At 36.7% G+C, this 17,333-nt stretch carries 18 protein-coding genes and 1 other annotated feature; of the genes, 13 read left to right on the forward strand and 5 right to left on the reverse strand.

Going from position 1 to position 17,333, the window contains the following annotated elements:
- Positions 1–46 precede the first annotated feature (46 nt).
- The gene (thiD, locus tag IV88_RS07515) at positions 47–847 is read right to left on the reverse strand and encodes a bifunctional hydroxymethylpyrimidine kinase/phosphomethylpyrimidine kinase (RefSeq protein ID WP_057800290.1); all 801 of its coding nucleotides are present in this window, start codon (positions 845–847) and stop codon (positions 47–49) included.
- A 151-nt stretch (positions 848–998) separates the two neighbouring features.
- On the opposite strand from thiD, the gene IV88_RS07520 reads away from it, so the two are divergent.
- The 4 genes from IV88_RS07520 (at position 999) to IV88_RS07530 (ending at position 3,027) form a co-directional block, all read left to right on the forward strand.
- The gene (locus IV88_RS07520; protein ID WP_057800291.1) at positions 999–1,337 is read left to right on the forward strand and encodes a PadR family transcriptional regulator; all 339 of its coding nucleotides are present in this window, start codon (positions 999–1,001) and stop codon (positions 1,335–1,337) included.
- A 71-nt stretch (positions 1,338–1,408) separates the two neighbouring features.
- Positions 1,409–2,404 (forward strand): DUF4097 domain-containing protein, encoded by a 996-nt coding sequence (locus IV88_RS07525; RefSeq protein ID WP_261793394.1) that lies wholly within the window; start codon positions 1,409–1,411, stop codon positions 2,402–2,404.
- Between the two features lie 81 nt (positions 2,405–2,485).
- Positions 2,486–2,641, forward strand: coding sequence for a hypothetical protein (locus tag IV88_RS09260; RefSeq protein ID WP_157059330.1), 156 nt, complete (start codon positions 2,486–2,488; stop codon positions 2,639–2,641).
- A gap of 65 nt (positions 2,642–2,706) precedes the next feature.
- Positions 2,707–3,027, forward strand: a complete 321-nt coding sequence (locus tag IV88_RS07530; protein ID WP_057800293.1) for a heavy metal-binding domain-containing protein — start codon at positions 2,707–2,709, stop codon at positions 3,025–3,027.
- A 186-nt stretch (positions 3,028–3,213) separates the two neighbouring features.
- Here IV88_RS07530 and IV88_RS07535 read toward each other — a convergent pair whose 3' ends face one another.
- Entirely contained in the window at positions 3,214–4,311 is a 1,098-nt protein-coding gene (locus IV88_RS07535) for an Mbeg1-like protein (RefSeq protein ID WP_057800294.1), read from the reverse strand.
- 173 nt (positions 4,312–4,484) lie between these two features.
- On the opposite strand from IV88_RS07535, the gene IV88_RS07540 reads away from it, so the two are divergent.
- From IV88_RS07540 to tyrS, 9 genes are all read left to right on the forward strand, one after another.
- Positions 4,485–4,691 carry a hypothetical protein gene (locus IV88_RS07540; RefSeq protein ID WP_057800295.1) on the forward strand — a complete coding sequence of 69 codons (207 nt, stop codon included), beginning with the start codon at positions 4,485–4,487 and terminating at the stop codon, positions 4,689–4,691.
- A gap of 31 nt (positions 4,692–4,722) precedes the next feature.
- Positions 4,723–4,977: a hypothetical protein gene (locus IV88_RS07545; RefSeq protein ID WP_057800296.1), complete on the forward strand. Its 255-nt coding sequence runs from the start codon at positions 4,723–4,725 to the stop codon at positions 4,975–4,977.
- A 393-nt stretch (positions 4,978–5,370) separates the two neighbouring features.
- On the forward strand, positions 5,371–5,637 hold the full coding sequence (locus tag IV88_RS07550) for a hypothetical protein (RefSeq protein WP_057800297.1): 267 nt from the start codon (positions 5,371–5,373) through the stop codon (positions 5,635–5,637).
- A 94-nt stretch (positions 5,638–5,731) separates the two neighbouring features.
- Positions 5,732–6,823: a DUF871 domain-containing protein gene (locus tag IV88_RS07555; RefSeq protein WP_057800298.1), complete on the forward strand. Its 1,092-nt coding sequence runs from the start codon at positions 5,732–5,734 to the stop codon at positions 6,821–6,823.
- Between the two features lie 190 nt (positions 6,824–7,013).
- Positions 7,014–8,330: a PTS cellobiose transporter subunit IIC gene (gene celB, locus IV88_RS07560; RefSeq protein ID WP_057800299.1), complete on the forward strand. Its 1,317-nt coding sequence runs from the start codon at positions 7,014–7,016 to the stop codon at positions 8,328–8,330.
- Positions 8,331–8,433: 103 nt separating this feature from the next.
- Positions 8,434–8,889: a hypothetical protein gene (locus tag IV88_RS07565; RefSeq protein ID WP_057800300.1), complete on the forward strand. Its 456-nt coding sequence runs from the start codon at positions 8,434–8,436 to the stop codon at positions 8,887–8,889.
- A gap of 128 nt (positions 8,890–9,017) precedes the next feature.
- Positions 9,018–10,418, forward strand: a complete 1,401-nt coding sequence (gene pepV / locus IV88_RS07570; protein ID WP_057800301.1) for a dipeptidase PepV — start codon at positions 9,018–9,020, stop codon at positions 10,416–10,418.
- A 76-nt stretch (positions 10,419–10,494) separates the two neighbouring features.
- Positions 10,495–12,030 carry a glycerophosphodiester phosphodiesterase gene (locus tag IV88_RS07575; protein WP_057800302.1) on the forward strand — a complete coding sequence of 512 codons (1,536 nt, stop codon included), beginning with the start codon at positions 10,495–10,497 and terminating at the stop codon, positions 12,028–12,030.
- Positions 12,031–12,310: 280 nt separating this feature from the next.
- Positions 12,311–12,504, forward strand: a binding site (T-box leader).
- A gap of 59 nt (positions 12,505–12,563) precedes the next feature.
- Positions 12,564–13,817 (forward strand): tyrosine--tRNA ligase, encoded by a 1,254-nt coding sequence (gene tyrS / locus IV88_RS07580; protein WP_057800303.1) that lies wholly within the window; start codon positions 12,564–12,566, stop codon positions 13,815–13,817.
- A gap of 52 nt (positions 13,818–13,869) precedes the next feature.
- Here tyrS and IV88_RS07585 read toward each other — a convergent pair whose 3' ends face one another.
- From IV88_RS07585 to IV88_RS09265, 3 genes are all read right to left on the reverse strand, one after another.
- Positions 13,870–15,207, reverse strand: coding sequence for an MFS transporter (locus IV88_RS07585; RefSeq protein ID WP_057800304.1), 1,338 nt, complete (start codon positions 15,205–15,207; stop codon positions 13,870–13,872).
- Positions 15,208–15,282: 75 nt separating this feature from the next.
- Positions 15,283–16,737 (reverse strand): multicopper oxidase family protein, encoded by a 1,455-nt coding sequence (locus IV88_RS07590; RefSeq protein ID WP_057800305.1) that lies wholly within the window; start codon positions 16,735–16,737, stop codon positions 15,283–15,285.
- Between the two features lie 12 nt (positions 16,738–16,749).
- Positions 16,750–16,920, reverse strand: a complete 171-nt coding sequence (locus tag IV88_RS09265) for a hypothetical protein (protein WP_157059331.1) — start codon at positions 16,918–16,920, stop codon at positions 16,750–16,752.
- Positions 16,921–17,333 lie beyond the last annotated feature (413 nt).

The following is a 17,333-nucleotide window of genomic DNA, read 5'->3' on the forward strand; positions in this document are numbered from 1 at the left end:
GTCAACTTGACAGGGCCGAGCGCATTGGTAGGCTTTTAATTTTGATTTATTTCTTAACTAAGTTAACTGGGCCAAATTTGTGACCAACTTCAACAGGATTAGCAATAGCTGCAGTAACCCATGTTTTACCAGTTCGAATAGCAGTTTCAATGTCGACACCTTTGGCGATTTCAGCACAGATACATGCTGAAAGTGTGTCACCAGTTCCGTTTACGCGGTCGGTATTAACATATGGTTCACTTAGCCAGAATTCTTTACCGTCTTCCAAAAGAACGAAGTCTCGTACTTCAGTTTGATCAGGATCTTGATGTTGTCCCTTGAGCATTACGTTTTTAGCACCCATCTTTTGAAGCTTGTGAGCAGCTTCTTTTACATCTTCATCCGTCTTAATTTCCATATCAGTTAGTTTTACAGCCTCAAAGTAATTAGGTGTAATAACAGTAGCCAATGGAATTAAAAGCTCCTTAAAAGTCTGATAGGCATCTTCTTCAAGTAGCATAGCCCCGTGTTTGGTGATAATAACTGGGTCAACGACTAGTGGGCCAAAATCGAATTTTTTGACATTTTCGACAACAGTTTTAATCATAGCGGAACCGGCTAACATACCGGTTTTTGCTGAACGGACTTTGAAATCATCCGCAATTGATTGAAATTCTTGGTTAACAAAATCGATTGGCATAGCAGTGCTAGCCTGAATACCATATGAGTTTCCGGCAACAGCTGCGGTCAAGACACACATTCCGTATACATCGCGTCTAAGAAATGTGTTCATGTCAGCTTCCATGCCGGCACTGCCATCACTATCAGAACCAGCGATTGTCATTGCTTGTGGATATTCATTTGCCATATTGTAGAACCCCTTTTAATTATTTTTTAATAATTACTAGGATACCACAGATACAGATTATTTTGATATTTTAAACACTATTTTCAGACACATTACTTTGACACACAAAGTAGTGTGTGCTAAAGTGATTTTTATCAAGGAGAGGATTAATATGGCAGAAAAATTAACGAAGGATTTAATCCGAGGCAACACCGATATGTTAGTTTTAAACTTTTTAAATGAGGGCGATAGCTACGGTTATGCAATCGCTAAAAAAATCAAAGAACGTAGTAATGAAGCATATTCAATCAATGAAGCAACGCTGTATACGGTCTTTCGTCGACTAGAAAAGAATCAGGATATTGAAGGATACTGGGGCGATGAAACGCAAGGATCACGCCGGAAGTACTACCGAATTACAGATCATGGTAAATCAGCGCTAAAAGAAAATATCGAAAATTGGAATTTTTCAAAACGAATCATTGATCAATTGCTACAGGGGGAAGAATGATGACTGATATTGAAACTAAAATCAGAACAAAGTTGGATTAACTCTTTATTAAGGCGGTACCATCAAATACGCTGACGGAACTTAAAGAAGAGCTGATGGCAGATTTAATGGAATTTACGAACGACAACATTAAGGATGGCAAGTCTGAAGACGAAGCTATCAGTGCTGCATTCAAACAACTTGGCCCAGTGGATGAGTTAATAGAAGAAATTAACGATGATCAAGCATCCGATGAAAAAGCCGAAAATGACCATAATAATGATCCATTTTTTAAGTTTGGTGAATTGGAAATTGATGACTCAGAAGTGCGCATTGGCAAACAAACTATTATTGATGGTGACCGAGTAAATCTTGGGAAATTTCTACAAGTCGATGGCAATCGTGTGAATATGTTCAATGGCTTCTTAGATATTGACGAAAATCACGTTCATATTGGCAAATTTGAAGCAGTGGATTCTTTTCCTAGTAATCTAGACTTAGTTAATTCGAAAAGCTTTGATGTAAGTAACCTTTCTGAAATTAATATCGCATACCGCTCAGCTATTTTTATGGTACGTGAAACTAGTGAGGATCAACTTACGATTAACGAGTATATGAGTCGCGATAATGAACGTTATTATCTCCAATCTAATCAGTATGGGGATGAGCTTGATATTAGAGAAGGAGTTCGTCCAAGACTTCATTGGTTGAAAGTGCGTACCGAAATCTTGGTACCACATAGTTTTAAAGGTAACCTGAATTTGGAAGCACGTGATGGACGGGTAGATGTTCGCAATATTAAGAATGAAGATTTAAATCTTCAACTCAAAGCTCGTAGTGGTAGCGTTCGAATGGATACAGTTTTAATTAACAAAGCAACCGTACTAGTTAGCTCTGGTACATTGACTGCTGATACCATTTCAGCACCTAATCTTACAATCGATGCGAAGAGTGGTCGGGTTAACTTGAACTATATTACTGGTCGTCTTGGATTAACAGTCCATAGTGGAGCGTTGCAAATGAATCATTTCGCTGGGACAGGGGATATTTTAGTTCGCAGTGGTAGTGCGCGCCTTGGCATTGATTAACTGATTGGTAAAACTAATATTTAGGCTAATAGTGGTTCGATTAGATTAGACCTCGATTCACAAGTTAACGCTAAGTTAGAAATGAGCACGGACAGTGGTCGCGTGGTGGTCGATCGTAAAGTTAGTTTAAGCAGTACAGGTAGTGCCTATGTGATTGGCACAATTGGCGATCCGGATACGCAGAATGTTTTACGAGCTAAAAGTCATTCCGGTAGTGTGAAGCTAACTGCTAAATAGTGTTACAAAAGCAATGAAAGCGATATAATGATTTCGAACCATATTATAAATTGGAGGGATTATTTATGGCAAAAATTCTAGTAACTACAACTGAGACTGTTCCTGGTAAGGATTATGAAATTATAGGGGAAGTATTCGGTTTAACCACACAATCAAAGAACGTAGTTAAAAACATTGGTGCCGGCTTTAAGAATATTGTCGGTGGTGAAATTAAAGCATATTCAGAACTTCTATCAGAAGCTCGTGACATTGCGATTGACCGTTTAAGATCAAATGCTGAAGAAATGGGAGCAGACGCTGTAGTAATGATGCGTTTTGATTCCGATTCAATCCGTGACGATATGGAAACAGTCGCAGCATACGGAACAGCGGTGAAATTCAAGTAGAGCGTAAAGTAACTCGGGTAATCACCGAGCATAGCATAGAAAACGCCAATATCCCATACTTGGGGATGTTTGCGTTTTTGTAGCTAGGCACAGGGGATTGAGTTACTTTTCGCGTTTCAGCCATTAAGAACAGAGCCAATTGCAAAAAAAAGCACCATCCCAAAGACAGCACTCCCTCCAATAATCCTATTTTCGATGTGGATTCAACCCTGAAATATTCTTAATAATAACTGCCATCAAAGTTGAAATGGTCTGATTAATGTACTTTTTGGTTACCGGACTAGCATCACCCGACTTGGTCTTAATCATCTGTAAAACCTGATTCCAGTTCTTCATCACGTCTTTAATCGTCACGTAATCCATATTCTGAAAGGTTTCAAAGATTGTATCAATAAATTTTTGGCGTTCTTCAACGGAAGTAGATTCTAAAATATCAGAAGTCGTTTGGTTAATAAAATGACTGCTATCTCTTAGTCCTGTAGTTCCCAAGAAACGACCATCTTTATCTGATTGCCAAGTATACAAATCGTGTTGCCATAGTCCTTTTCCAATACTTAAAACGATTCTCTGATCAAAAGGATATTTACCCAACATACCAAAAACTGATAGTTGAGGTATTAGTGTTGTTATTAAACTGCTATATGGGCTATCACTGGTTTTTGAAATTAAATCTTGCGGAAAACCAGGTCCATCAAAATTAACGGTCTGAATTAAGCGTGGTGATAGTAATGCCAGATTTTCTTTGACCGTAGCGTATACGGCAAGATTTCCTCCTTTAGAATGACCAACTATCCATAATTTTCGGTTGTCGGACTCCAATGCTTGGTGCAAGTAAATTAAAGCATCTTTTTGCGCGGCCACGTCAGATTGAAATACTAAATTGAAATCTTCACGCCAGCCAATTAATGTTCCGTCTGTACCACGGAAACTAACTACTTTGAATGATCGATCTAACAATAAAGTTACGGCACTGAACTGTTTAGTGACCGATCGATCAGTGGAGTTCACAAAGTTGGTGATTTCAACATTTGCATAGCGTTTACTATATGCTAAACGCTCCATTAACTGTTTATCAGATGGTAAAAGTAATAGTTCTTCATGATCAGAAAGATTTTCTAATATTTCCTCACATGCCAAGGTGAGTGGCTTGGTATCTGAAGAGTCTTTTAATACTAGTTGAAATGGTAAATAGGCGATCCGAGCAAAGATTGCCAAATCCATTTCAGAAGGACGCTCACCTAAGTTATCTGTCATTGCGTTAATAAAACCAAGTAAATTAGTCATACGTTTATCTTTCTCCGTTTTTCTTCTACTCTAAAAGGTATCATTGATAGGGTTTGAGCGTCAAATTGAAAAAACAAAAAAAGTTTACGAAAGCGTTTGCATAATAAAACGTTTGGAACTATTATATTAACGAAAGGGTTAATAAGACATAAAAAACTTCGGAGATGGTAAAAATGCTATTTATCTTAGGAATTATTGTTTTATGTGGTTCGTTTTGGGAGTTCTGGTCAGCTTATAAATCAATCAGAACCGTTAGACATAATGGTACCCAGGGAACTAGTGCATTTATTGTTATGGGAATTTGGTCAGGGTTTATGTTTGGATTAATATTATTTGGACTAAGTTTTGCATTAATGTTTCCCAAGGTTGCGGGGTTCTAGTTTTATAGAGTGAACGAAAGGAAGTAATATTATGAAAATTTTAGGATGGTTAGCAGTAGTTTTACTTATAGCTTTGATTGTTTGGCTTATTAGAGCAATTCCTCGTGCTATTCAAACACAAAAAGATAATGCAAAAAGAATTGATGAAGCACACACTAAAGATTATCAAAAACTTGGTGGATCATGGGGTAATGGTCATTTTGAAGGATATACTCCAATCTATTTCGGAATGGTCGCATTTATATTAATAATCGCAGTAATCTGTCTTATCGGTTACCTAATATAAAAAATAGTAGGTATAGATCTTATAGTAAGCAATTTGATATTAATGACTTTAAACGTAGATAGTTTCTTGATTCAGAATGATTGGGAGTGATTTATATGAAAGTCTTAGGATGGATGGGTCTTATTCTATTGGTTATATTATTTATTTACTTTATTAGAAGCATTCCTAAATCAATGCAGGTTGTTAGATAGAATGCCAAAAGAATTGATGCTGCTCATACAAGGGATTATCAAAAACTAGCTGGATCATGGGGGAATGGAAACTATGCTGGCATGATGCCAATTGGATTTGGAATAATGTCGTTTGCCATTGTTATCTGTATTATAACTTTGCTAGGTTGGCTACTTTAGAGTTATCCTTAATTTATGAGTACACGAAAGCGGAGATGATATTATGATTGCAAGAATTGCCGGTTGGCTTTTTGTACCTTTGTTTGGTTACTTGTTCGTCTGGTGTATTAGGGCGATACCTAAAGCAAGGGAAATACAAAAGGAGAATGCTAAAAGGATTGATGCGGATCATACAAGAGATTATCAAAAACTTGGTGGATCATGGGGTAATGGTTATTTCTTTGGAATGGTGCCAATCCAATTTGTTTTCCTAGCAATTTTATCAGGAACCATTGTTATAAGCTTGATTATTTCATTATTAACTATGTAGTACAGTTCATTTCTAATTTGGATTGTACTTTTTTTTATGCTAGAATGAAAACGGATTCATTGGCATAGTCCAATATTATATAAGGAGGATTTTCATGGGACGTTTAGGAGTTTCGATTTATCCAGATAAGATGAGCTTAGAGGAAACTAAGCAATATTTAGATTTAGCACACAAGTATGGGTATGAAAGAATTTTTACTTCATTGCTACAAATTAAAGGTGACCAAGAAGCAGTTGTAGCTGACTTTAAAGCCGCAATTGAATATGGTAATAGCCTTGGTATGGAAACAATGGTTGATATTAACCCTGGTTTATTTAAACAACTCGGAGTTACGTATGACGATTTGAAGTTCTTTACTGAAATTGGTGCTTGGGGAGTTCGTTTGGATGAAGGATTTACTGGTCAAGAAGAAGCACGAATGACCCATAATCCTTATGGACTCAAAATTGAAGTTAATATGAGTCGTGGAACTCATTATATTGATCAAATTATGGACTATTCACCAGATCGTTCAAATTTGATTGGATCTCATAACTTTTATCCACAACGTTACACCGGTTTAGGCTTGGACTACTTTAAGCAAACTTCAGAACAATATCGTAAATACAATTTAAATACTGCAGCATTTGTAAATGCACCTTCTGGAACATTTGGTCCTTGGCCACTACAAGATGGCATGGTTTCTTTGGAATTGCATCGTGGCAAGACACTATTTACTCAAATTATGCATTTGAAGCAATTAGGTTTAATTGATGATGTATTGATTGCTAATGCTGTTCCAAATGAAGCAGATTTAAAAGAGGCTGCTGAAGCATTCAAAGCTACTGTACCTGTGCTTCATGTTGAAACTGAAAATGGTGTCAGTGACTTAGAAAAACACATCATCTTTGATAGTGAACATACGTACCGTGGTGATAACTCGGACTATGTACTCAGAAGTTCAATGACTCGTGTTTGGTTTAAGGATAGTGACATTCCAGCTAATAATGTAAAGCCAATTAAAAAAGGTGACGTACTATTAATGAATAACGAGTACGGACAATATAAAGCTGAAACACAGATTGCTTTTCAAGACTTAGAAAATAACGGTCGTATCAATGTTATTGGTCATGTAGCACCTGAAGACGTCATGATTTTAGACAGTATTCAACCATGGAGTGATTTCAAGATGGTAGAAAAAAAATAAGTTCCAAAATCGGAAAATTGATATAAACCGGTTTCATTGGTGTATACCATGTGGTATAGTCAGTGATGAAAGCGAATACATCAATCCGCTTTCATCAATATATTCGTTGTTCCTTATAACATTTTTATATTATAGGTTTGCAATTTTTGTTTGGAATGACGGTATAAATTTATTTTAGGAGGTTTTCACGATGAGTGATAACAAGAGTGGTGGCTTTTTACAAGAAAAGCTAATGCCAATTGCTGGTAAAGTTGCAGCATCTCGTCACTTAGTTGCTTTACGTGATGGTTTTGCTTTGGTAATGCCTCTAATCATTATTGGATCAACATTCCTTTTGGTTAGTTCATTCCCAATTCCAGCTTACTTGAGCTTTATGGCAAAAGTATTTGGTCCTAACTGGGCAACAGTTATGGGCTGGGCAACAAATGCTACATTCAGTATCATCGGAATGGTTGCTGTTATTGGTATTTCATATCAATTAGCTAAATCATATGGAGACATTGATGCATTGTCAGCAAGTATGATTTCGTTAGCTGCATTTATGCTAACAATTCCTTTGAATATTGACAAAACAGGAGCTGCTTGGGTTCCATTGGGTCAATTAGGTTCATTAGGATTATTCGAAGCCTTACTTATCGGTTTATTTGTAACTGATGCGTTTGTTTGGATGATTCACAAAAACTGGCAATTCAAGATGCCAGATACAGTTCCTCCTGCAGTTGGATATGCTTTTTCAGCTTTAATTCCAGGATTCATTATTATCTTAGGTATGTGGCTATTACGTTTAGGTATCAGCTTCACATTCTTCAAGACAATTCCAAATGTTATTACTGTAATTTTGGCTAAACCTTTAACAGCCGTTGGTGGTTCTATCTGGGGTGCCTTGGTTGCTGAATTCTTTGTATCATTCCTATGGTTGTTTGGTATTCATGGTGCTAACGTTGTTGGTGGTATCATGGCTCCAATCTGGTTAGGACAAATGACACAAAATGCTGAAGCTGCTAAAGCTCACAAAGAATTACCAAATGTTGTTACACAACAATTCTTTGATAACTTCGTTCATGCTGGTGGTTCTGGTGAAACAATTTCATTAGCTTTGATGTTAATGTTCTTAGCTAAATCAGATAACCTTAAGGCTATTGGTCGTTTAGCAGGTGTTCCTGGATTATTCAACATCAATGAACCTATTATGTTTGGTATGCCAATTGTTTTGAACCCTATTATGGCAATTCCATTCGTTGTAGTTCCATTAGTTTCTGTCATCACAACATACTTCTCAATGAAATATGGTTTGGTTGGTAAGACGTTCGGTGTTGCCGTTCCTTGGACAACTCCTCCAATCATTTCAGGATTCTTGGCAACAGGTAAGATTTCTGGCTCAATTCTTCAATTGGTTAACATTATTATTGGTGGTGCAATTTACTATCCATTCTTTAAGATTGCCGACCGTGAAGCATTGAAACAAGAAGCTGAAACAAGAGCTGCAAATGATGCAAAAGCTGCTTAATAAAAAAGAATCTGTCAGTTTACCTGTGAACTGGCAGATTTTTTAATTGAATCAGCTTTTGGTATGATAGACATTGATAACAATGAAAAGAGGATCCGAAACATTGAGTAAACATAAGAAAAATAAAGTCTCAACTGAAGAAAAAGTTAAAACAGCGCATAAGCAAATTATGGATGCTCGGGTAACGGATTTAACGGTGGATGATTTACCTAAATGGATGCAAACAGTTGCTTTCACAAGATTTACTTGGCTGAGAGTTTTTCCATTTTTACCTCTTTTACTAGTATTTTTGACAACACCGATGCTAAAGAGCAATGTTCCTTTTAATTTGGCAAGCTCAGCATTAGTGAATAAGAATATTTTGTATTTCGTTCCATTTGCGTGCTTGATTGCAGCTTATGGTTGCTGGTTCAGTGTTAAAGTTCGTCGAAGAGCTAATCGTTTAACGGATGCTAATGCGTTTGCTGTTATGGAGTTTCCAACTTTCATGGGTGAAGTGATTGTTGTGCTCCTCAGCACGGTACTTAGTATTTATCAAATATTTGTGGCTTTTCACTAATTTGAATTATGAGTCGAGTTCATATTAAATATGGCTCGGTTTTTTTGTTTGATAAAACTCACTTTTCTACCAGTTTCAAAACAAATTCCTGTATAATTAACCTATTAAAATCAAAGGTGGAAATCAAAATGACAATTGACTGGCAAGCAGAAGTAGATTCACGAAAAGATTTAATGTTAACCCGTTTAGTTGAATTACTAAAGATTGATAGTTCACGAGATACAGAACATGGTACAAAAGAGGCTCCTTTAGGACCTGGTCCACGTAAGGCTTTGGAAACGATGCTGGGATTTGCTAAGGAAGATGGTTTTACAACTAAGAATGTTGAAAATGTTGCTGGACATATCGAATATGGCGATGGGGATGAAATCTTCGGAATTTTAGGTCATATGGATGAAGTTCCTGGTGGAGATGGCTGGGAAACTAATCCATTTGAACCAGTAATTAAAGACGACAGAATTTATGCTCGTGGGGCTAGTGATGATAAAGGCCCCTCAATGGCAGCTTACCTTGGTTTATTGATTATCAAGGAACTTGGATTGCCTGTTTCTAAAAAAATTCGCTTAATCTTCGGTACAGATGAAGAGAGTGAATGGTACGGAATGGAACGTTACTTGGCAACGGAAAAGACCCCTGATTTTGGTTTCTCTCCTGATGCTGAATTTCCAATTATCAATGGTGAAAAGGGAATTGCCTCTTTCAAAGTAGAGTTACCTGCTATTAACGCAGACTCTGATTTAGCTTTGAAGAGTTTCACTAGTGGAATTAAAGAAAATATGATTCCTCGTGATGCCACGGCTGTAATTGTGGCTGAAGATGCTAGCAGTGATGATCGTTTGAAAGAAATTTATGCCGATTATCTAGCTAAAAATCAACTAACTGGTGAAATAACTCGCGATGGCAATGATTTGAAGTTCTACTTAGTTGGTAAGTCAGCACATGCCTTGGAACCAAAGGCTGGATTGAACGCTGCTACTTTCCTTGCTGAATTCCTATTTGATACAGTTAAAAATGATTTCTTGAACGTGATTGCTAACTATATGCACTTAGATTCTCGTGGACACAAGTTAGGTATTAACTCTGATGACGCTAAGATGGGTGATTTAACAATCAGCCCTGACTTGTTTGAATTTACGGCTGGTGAAGATAGCCACATTATTATTAATGTACGCTATCCACAATCAACTAATACAGATAAGGTAATTGATAAAGCTACTGCAGAATTAAGTGAATTCAATGCCAAAATCAGTTTATCTGGTCATGCCCAAGGACCACATTATGTTCCTGCAGATGATCCATTAGTTAAAACACTCTTGGATATTTATGAAGAACACACTGGTAAAAAGGGTCAAGAACAAGTCATCGGTGGCGGAACTTACGGACGTATTTTAGACCGTGGTGTTGCCTTCGGTGCTCAGTTCCCAGGTCGTGAAAATGTGATGCATCAAGCTAACGAGTACATGGCTATTGATGATATCGTCAATGCTGCTGTTATCTATGCACATGCAATTTACGAATTAGCTAAATAGAATAAGGTTAATCACTGCAAATTTGCAGTGATTTTTTTAGTTTAAAAGACTATTATATGTGTGTGGGGGTATAAATATGAAAAAATATAAGTTATTAACAGTACTAATGGCGTTTGGTGGACTAACCATGTTTTCAGCGGGTGTATCAAAAGTTAATGCAGCAAGCATCAAGGCTAATTCAATTATTAAATTGAGTGCACGCAGTAAGAGGTCACGTGAATCAGTTTATAAGATTGTGAAAGTACATAAACGCGAGAGACTGGTATATCTTGATCAAGCGAAGCGGTATCGACTTGTTCGTACAGGGAAAACACGTAGTTTTAAAAATAAGATATATATTTACATTTATGCAACAAACAGAAAGAGCGGTTGGATTTTAAAGCAGTCAGTTGTTCCAATTGCTAAATATAAGAATGTTAAGAAGTATAATGCAATTATTAATAAAGCCGGAAGAGTTACGGTCTCTGACCACGTTGATTCAGGTTCATTTAATGTGCGTACTAAAACATTGAGTAATATTAATCACAAATATATTACTGTTGATTTGCAAGAATCAACAGGATCTAAGGCGCAGTATGTTAGGGCTCAAATGGATGGTCGCAAGTTAGGGTGGCTTAAAGTTTCTGATGTAAAGACTGTATCGGGAAAGTCATTTTTGAAGCCAAGTAAAGTTAGCCAACCGCTAGTCTATATTGCACATCGCGGATATAATGTGGAAGCACCGGAGGAATCGATAGCCGCTTATACGGCAGCTACAAAGTTAGGCTATAAAGATTGGGAAGCGGATATTCATTATACGTCGGATGATGTTCCGGTTATGATTCATGATCCTTATATTAATCGTGTCGCTCGTAATAAAAATGGTAGTAAAATTTCGAAAACAGTTTATGTCAGAAATTGCACATTAGAAGAGTTAAACGATAAATATGATTTTGGTATTATAAAAGGTAAGAAATTTAAGAACACAAAAATTCTTACACTGGCTAATTTTTTGAAATTAGCTAGGGAGAAAAAAGCTTTCATTCATATTGAGTTCAAGGATGAAAGTGATGGAGTTGCTGTAAGCGACAGCAATGTTAAAAAAGTTATGAATATGGTTGCACATGAGAAGTTACAAAAGCAAACAGGCGTTGAAGGATTTAATTTTGAAGATTTAATAAAAGTAAAAAATATTGATCCGACAGTTAATCTTGAGTATTTAGGTGAACAGGTTTCTTCTGAATATTTAAGTCACTTAACAGAATTAAAAACTAATAAAAATACAGTAGTCGCCAGTATTAGACAAAATGTTGCCAGTCCATCTAATTTAAAGAAGTTGATTGGACATAACTTTCCAGTGTATGTCTGGACAATGTCAGATGGTAGCTTAGCTAATAAATTACATCAGGAAGGTATTAAGGCTATTATTACTAATGGACAGTTGAAGCCAAGTCATGGTGTAAAATTACATTTTGTAAAAAACAATGGTCTTATTTTGAAAAATGATCAAGTAAATACTGTAATGGGTAACGGTCAGTTGTTAAAAATGCCTGCCAAGCATTTGACTTCTAAAGATACATTAATTAAAGTGATCGAAAATGACGATGATAATTTTACGGCGATTTACAAATAACAAAATTATAAGAATCCAATTTGGGTTCTTTTTTGCTACGATGATTTAGTGTTAGAATAATTGGCAATAATACAGAAATTTTTAGTGTGATTGACTTCGCTTGGAATGAAGATTTTTAAAGTACACCATATTGATAGTGGTTTAAAACTATATTTCAAATCAGAAGTTGCCTATTCTAATCAAACACTTAAAAGCATCAAATAAATAAAGCTGAATTATTAATGAAAAATCATGCCGGTAGTTGACAGGTATACAAATCTTACGTACAATTGTGCATAATATCAAAGCGACGAAGTAGCATAGTAGTTGTCAACATGGACATTAGAAACTTAGTGGTTACTGCAAACTAAGCAACGGTTGATTAATGAATTACACTACGGAGCTTTCATAATGAACGGATCATCACGTTATCGATGTCGAGTGGAACATTTATGTTCAATTCAAGGTGGTAACGCGGAAAATTTCGTCCCTGATTCTTTTTAAGAATTTGGGACTTTTTTATTTGATTCGAAATTTTAAGAGGAGGAATTATTATGAATATTATTGATGAGCTAGACTGGCGTGGAGCAATTAACCAACAAACCGATGCAGATGGTTTGAAAAAATTAACCGAAGAAAAGGCTGTTGGCTTGTATGCCGGCATCGATCCTACTGGGGATAGTATGCATATTGGTCATTTGATTCCTTTTATGATTTTGAAGAGATTCCAAGAAGCTGGTCATAAACCAGTTATTGTTATCGGTGGTGGAACTGGATCAATCGGTGACCCATCAGGTAAAAAATCTGAACGAGTGCTCCAAACAATGGAACAAGTTAAACACAACGAAGCTGCCTTAACAAAACAAATGTTGAAGTTCTTTGGCAACGAAAACTTCCGGATTGTTAATAACCGTGACTGGTTATCAAAGATTTCATTGTTAGACTTCTTGCGTGATTACGGTAAGTTATTCAATGTTAATACTATGTTGGCTAAGGATATCGTTGCTAGCCGTTTGGAAGTTGGTATTTCATTTACTGAATTCACATACCAAATTTTGCAATCAGTTGATTTCTTACACCTTTTCAAGGAAGAAGACGTTCAACTACAAATTGGTGGTGGTGACCAATGGGGTAACATCACTTCCGGAACTGACTTGATCCATCGTATGGAAGGCCAAGATGCTAAGGTGTTTGGTCTAACAATTCCATTGTTATTAAAAGCTGATGGTACTAAATTCGGTAAATCAGAAGGTGGCAATATCTGGCTTGATCCAGAAAAAACCACACCTTACGAATTCTACCAATTCTGGCTTAACCAAGATGACCGTGATGTTGTTAAATTCTTGAAGTACTTTACATTCTTGAGTAAGGACGAAATTGACCGTTTAGCTGAAACTGTTAAGACTGCTCCTGAAAAACGTGAAGCACAACGTCGTTTGGCACAAGAAGTAACAGGATTTGTTCATGGCCAAAAGGCTGTTGAAGAAGCTGAACATATTTCTGCAGCTCTCTTCTCAGGTGAAGTTAGTGATTTAACTGCTAGTGAAATTGAACAAGGATTCAAGAACATGCCAACAGTCGAAGTAGATGCTAAAAAAGAAAACATCGTTCTTTGGTTAGTAGATACTACAAAGATTGAATCATCACGTCGTCAAGCACGTGAAGACATTACTAACGGTGCTATCCGTATTAATGGTGAAAAGGTGACCGATCTCGAAGCTGAGATTGATCCTGCTAGCCATTTTGACGGCAAGTTTGTGATTGTTCGTCGTGGTAAGAAGAAGTATTTCCTGGCTCGTGTAAAATAAATTAAAAATGGACTGCAAATTAACTTTGCAATCCATTTTTATTTCTAATTAATTATTTATTACTTTTAGTATCTTTAATTTGTAATGCAAAGTACAGGGCCAGAAGTTCCAAAACTAGGAAGAAGAGGAACACGCCTTTGAAATTAGATTGTCCTAGAATGACGGTTGCAATCACAACGGCCGTTGATCCCATGATCTGACGGAACGTGGCAATGATTGATGAGCCATGTGGAATGCGTTCATTTGGTAAGGAATTAGCACCCAAAGTTGTGGCTGGCATCATAACAAAAGCATTTCCGGATTCGATAATCATCGACGCAATGATTGCAATCCATAAGTTATGCGTGAATGGGTTTACTAACAACAATCCCCATCCAATTATGAATAGGGTGATACCAATCAACATAACGCGCTTGAATCCAACTCGGTCAGCCATTTTACCACTTCGACGATTTAACCAAGATAGCAATGCAGCTGCCGGTACTAATGATAATCCAGACCATAATGGAGAGAGTCCGATGATTTGTTGATAGTAGAGTGGCATGATTACGGTAATAGTGATCAATGACATGTAAGAAATTGCGGTTAGGGCAACACCTAAGTCAAAATTAGCCACTTTCAAAACATCTAAATGGAGTAATGGTGTTTCAGAATGTAGTTGGCGTTGAACAAAGAAGTAAAGTAATCCCAATGAAATGATTAAGATGACCCAGAGAGTTAAATGTCCACCTTGTTTGGGCAGTTCGTTAATAAAGTAAAGCAACCCGATAATGCCTAGTGATAGAAAGACCGATAGAAAATCAAAGCTAGATGGCTTTAACTTCATTGGACTGACCATCGTTTGCGTTGCTATAACCAATACGACTGTTAGCAAAATCAAGAAGAAAGCAAAGATTGATTGCCAATTGAAGATTTGTAGTAGTATTCCAGATACGATTGGTCCAACAGCTAATGCGGAACCCATAACTAGTCCAACAGTTCCCATCGTGGCACCGCGTCGCTCTTTAGGTGTGATTTCTAAAATAACGGATTGATATGATGGAAATAAAACACCAACACTAAATCCTTCCATTAATCGACCTAACATCACAATTGGAAATGAGGGTGCCCAGATAATAATGATTGTTCCAATTAGGAAGATAGCCAGTAGAGATAAATACAGTTTTTTGAACTTGATGTTATTTAAAAGCCAAGGTGACAGTGGCATAACTACACACATGATTAGCATGAACCCAGTAGTTAACCATGCAATTGTACTAGCTGGTAAATTAAAGTACTTCATAAAGGTTGGATATGCAGTCGATAGTGCAGACTGACTAATGGACATGGTGAATGTTCCTAATAATAATGTGAACACAAACCAATTTTGTTGTTTCTTCTCTAAATGCATATTAACAACTCTCTTCTCTCAAATTATAAAAAGATTCTTCGATAGAGTTCTCTTCTATAGAAGAATCTTTTTTTGTTACAATTTTTCGTGCATCATATCATCCATCGATAATAGCTTGTATGTCATTGGATGATCAGGATCAAAGATTTCGATTTGAGCCATCATGCCAGTATCTTCATGTTCGAGGATATGGCAGTGGTACATGAACACGCCAAGCTTGGTGAATTTGATTTTAATCTTAACTGTTTCGTTCGGGTTAACTCCGATAGTATCCTTCCAACCATGTTCATTAGGATAGACATCTTTGCCATTTCTGGAAATGAGTTGGAACTGACAACCGTGAACGTGGAATGGATGAATCATTCCGCCTTCCATATCGTTAGTATTCGTTACTTCCCAAATCTTAGTTGTATTGATTTGTTGCTTAGTATCAATTCGTTGCATATCGAACAATTTGCCGTCCAAACGAACTTCGTCATCCATACCGGACATAACTGTGTGGAATGAAGTCTCGTCTGAATCAGGTGTTAATTCTTCTAATTTAGCCAAAGGTGATGGTAAATTGATATGAGATGCTTCAAATGATCCGATCTTAAATTTCAAGAAGCTAAAGTCGTCAGTTTGCAATGTGATTTCATCGCCAGGCTTATAGTCTGAAAAATCAACCAGGACATCTGCACGCTCAGCACAAGTTAACATCAAATGATCTAACTCAACTGCTTCTGGTAATAGTCCACCATCACTACCGATTTGGGTGAAGGGATGATTATCACTAAAGTGAAGACGCCATTCACGTCGGTTCGAACCATTTAATAGTCTTAAGCGCATGACAGGCTTAGTAACTTCAAATACTGGCTTAAGAGTCCCATTAATCAATGGAAATTCACCAAGAGTACCATCAACGTCATAACTCTTCTTATAATCGAGCTGATTATCGTAGTAGCTTCGATCTTGTAGTACAACCGGAATATCATCCACACCATACTCTGATGGTAGATGAAGTGATTGCTCATATTTATCAGTAATAACAACAGGGGTTGCTAATCCGTTCCAAACTTGGCGAGCTGTTTCTGGACATGGATGTGGATGCAACCAAATCGTTGCTGAAGGTTGATCAACTGTAAATGTAATTTTACGTTCACCATGTGGATAAACGGGTGCATGTGGACCACCATCATCAAAAGGACCAACGATGTTTAATCCGTGCCAGTGGAAAGTAGTAACTTCACTTAACTCATTCTTTAGGGTGACGTGATACGTTTTACCAGTCTCAAGTACAACTGTTTCACCAAGTAAATCAGTATTGTATCCCCAAGTTTTGGTAGGAACACCCTGAAATAGTTGTGAGGAACCCTCTTGAGCTGTAATAGTATAGTAGACATCGTCTCCGTCTACTTGATCTGGTTTTAAGACAGCCGGGATAGCTAAAGGCTTTTCGGCAACATCGGGGTGCTTCAAAGGAAAGTATCCGCCATCTAGATTATCGAAGCCGTTTTTATCATAGAAATAATCGTGATATACGTTACTCATGTTAATTTCCTCCTATTTATTATTCTTGAAACAATGAATAAGACAAAGAAGTGATTCTGCAAACATGCCAATTGCCATTAGGTACATAGCACCCATCATTTGACCTGTTGCCACCATGTAGATTAAAACTGCATAGACTACGGTAAAGATGGCTGCCATAATTTTCGAACTTGTCATTAACATATGTATAACTCCTCCTTCGTTATATTAGAACAATTATAAAGTACACCTAAAACAACGTCCTGTAAAGCGTTAAGCCGGTAAAATCGTCTTATTTTAAGTGTGTTTATATAAAGTACTTGTTTTCATTTTTTAGATATGGTTTAATGGAATTCCGGCAGTTGAGAATTGGTTGTTTAAAACTCACTTTTAAATAAATGATATTTAAAAAAGTTGTTGACATCATTTGCTCAAGTTGCTATTATATAAAAGTTGTCTCGTAACAAAGACAGCACATCTCGATTTGATAAAATAAATTGCTTTGAAAAAAGTTGTTGACATGTTAAATTGTAGGTGGTATGATTATTAAGTTGTCTCATTGAGTAACAAAGAGGCGACAAACGTTAATCTGTAGACCTTTGAAAACTGAACAAAAT

The organism is Pediococcus argentinicus, from assembly GCF_001437605.1.
Taxonomy (GTDB): domain Bacteria; phylum Bacillota; class Bacilli; order Lactobacillales; family Lactobacillaceae; genus Pediococcus; species Pediococcus argentinicus.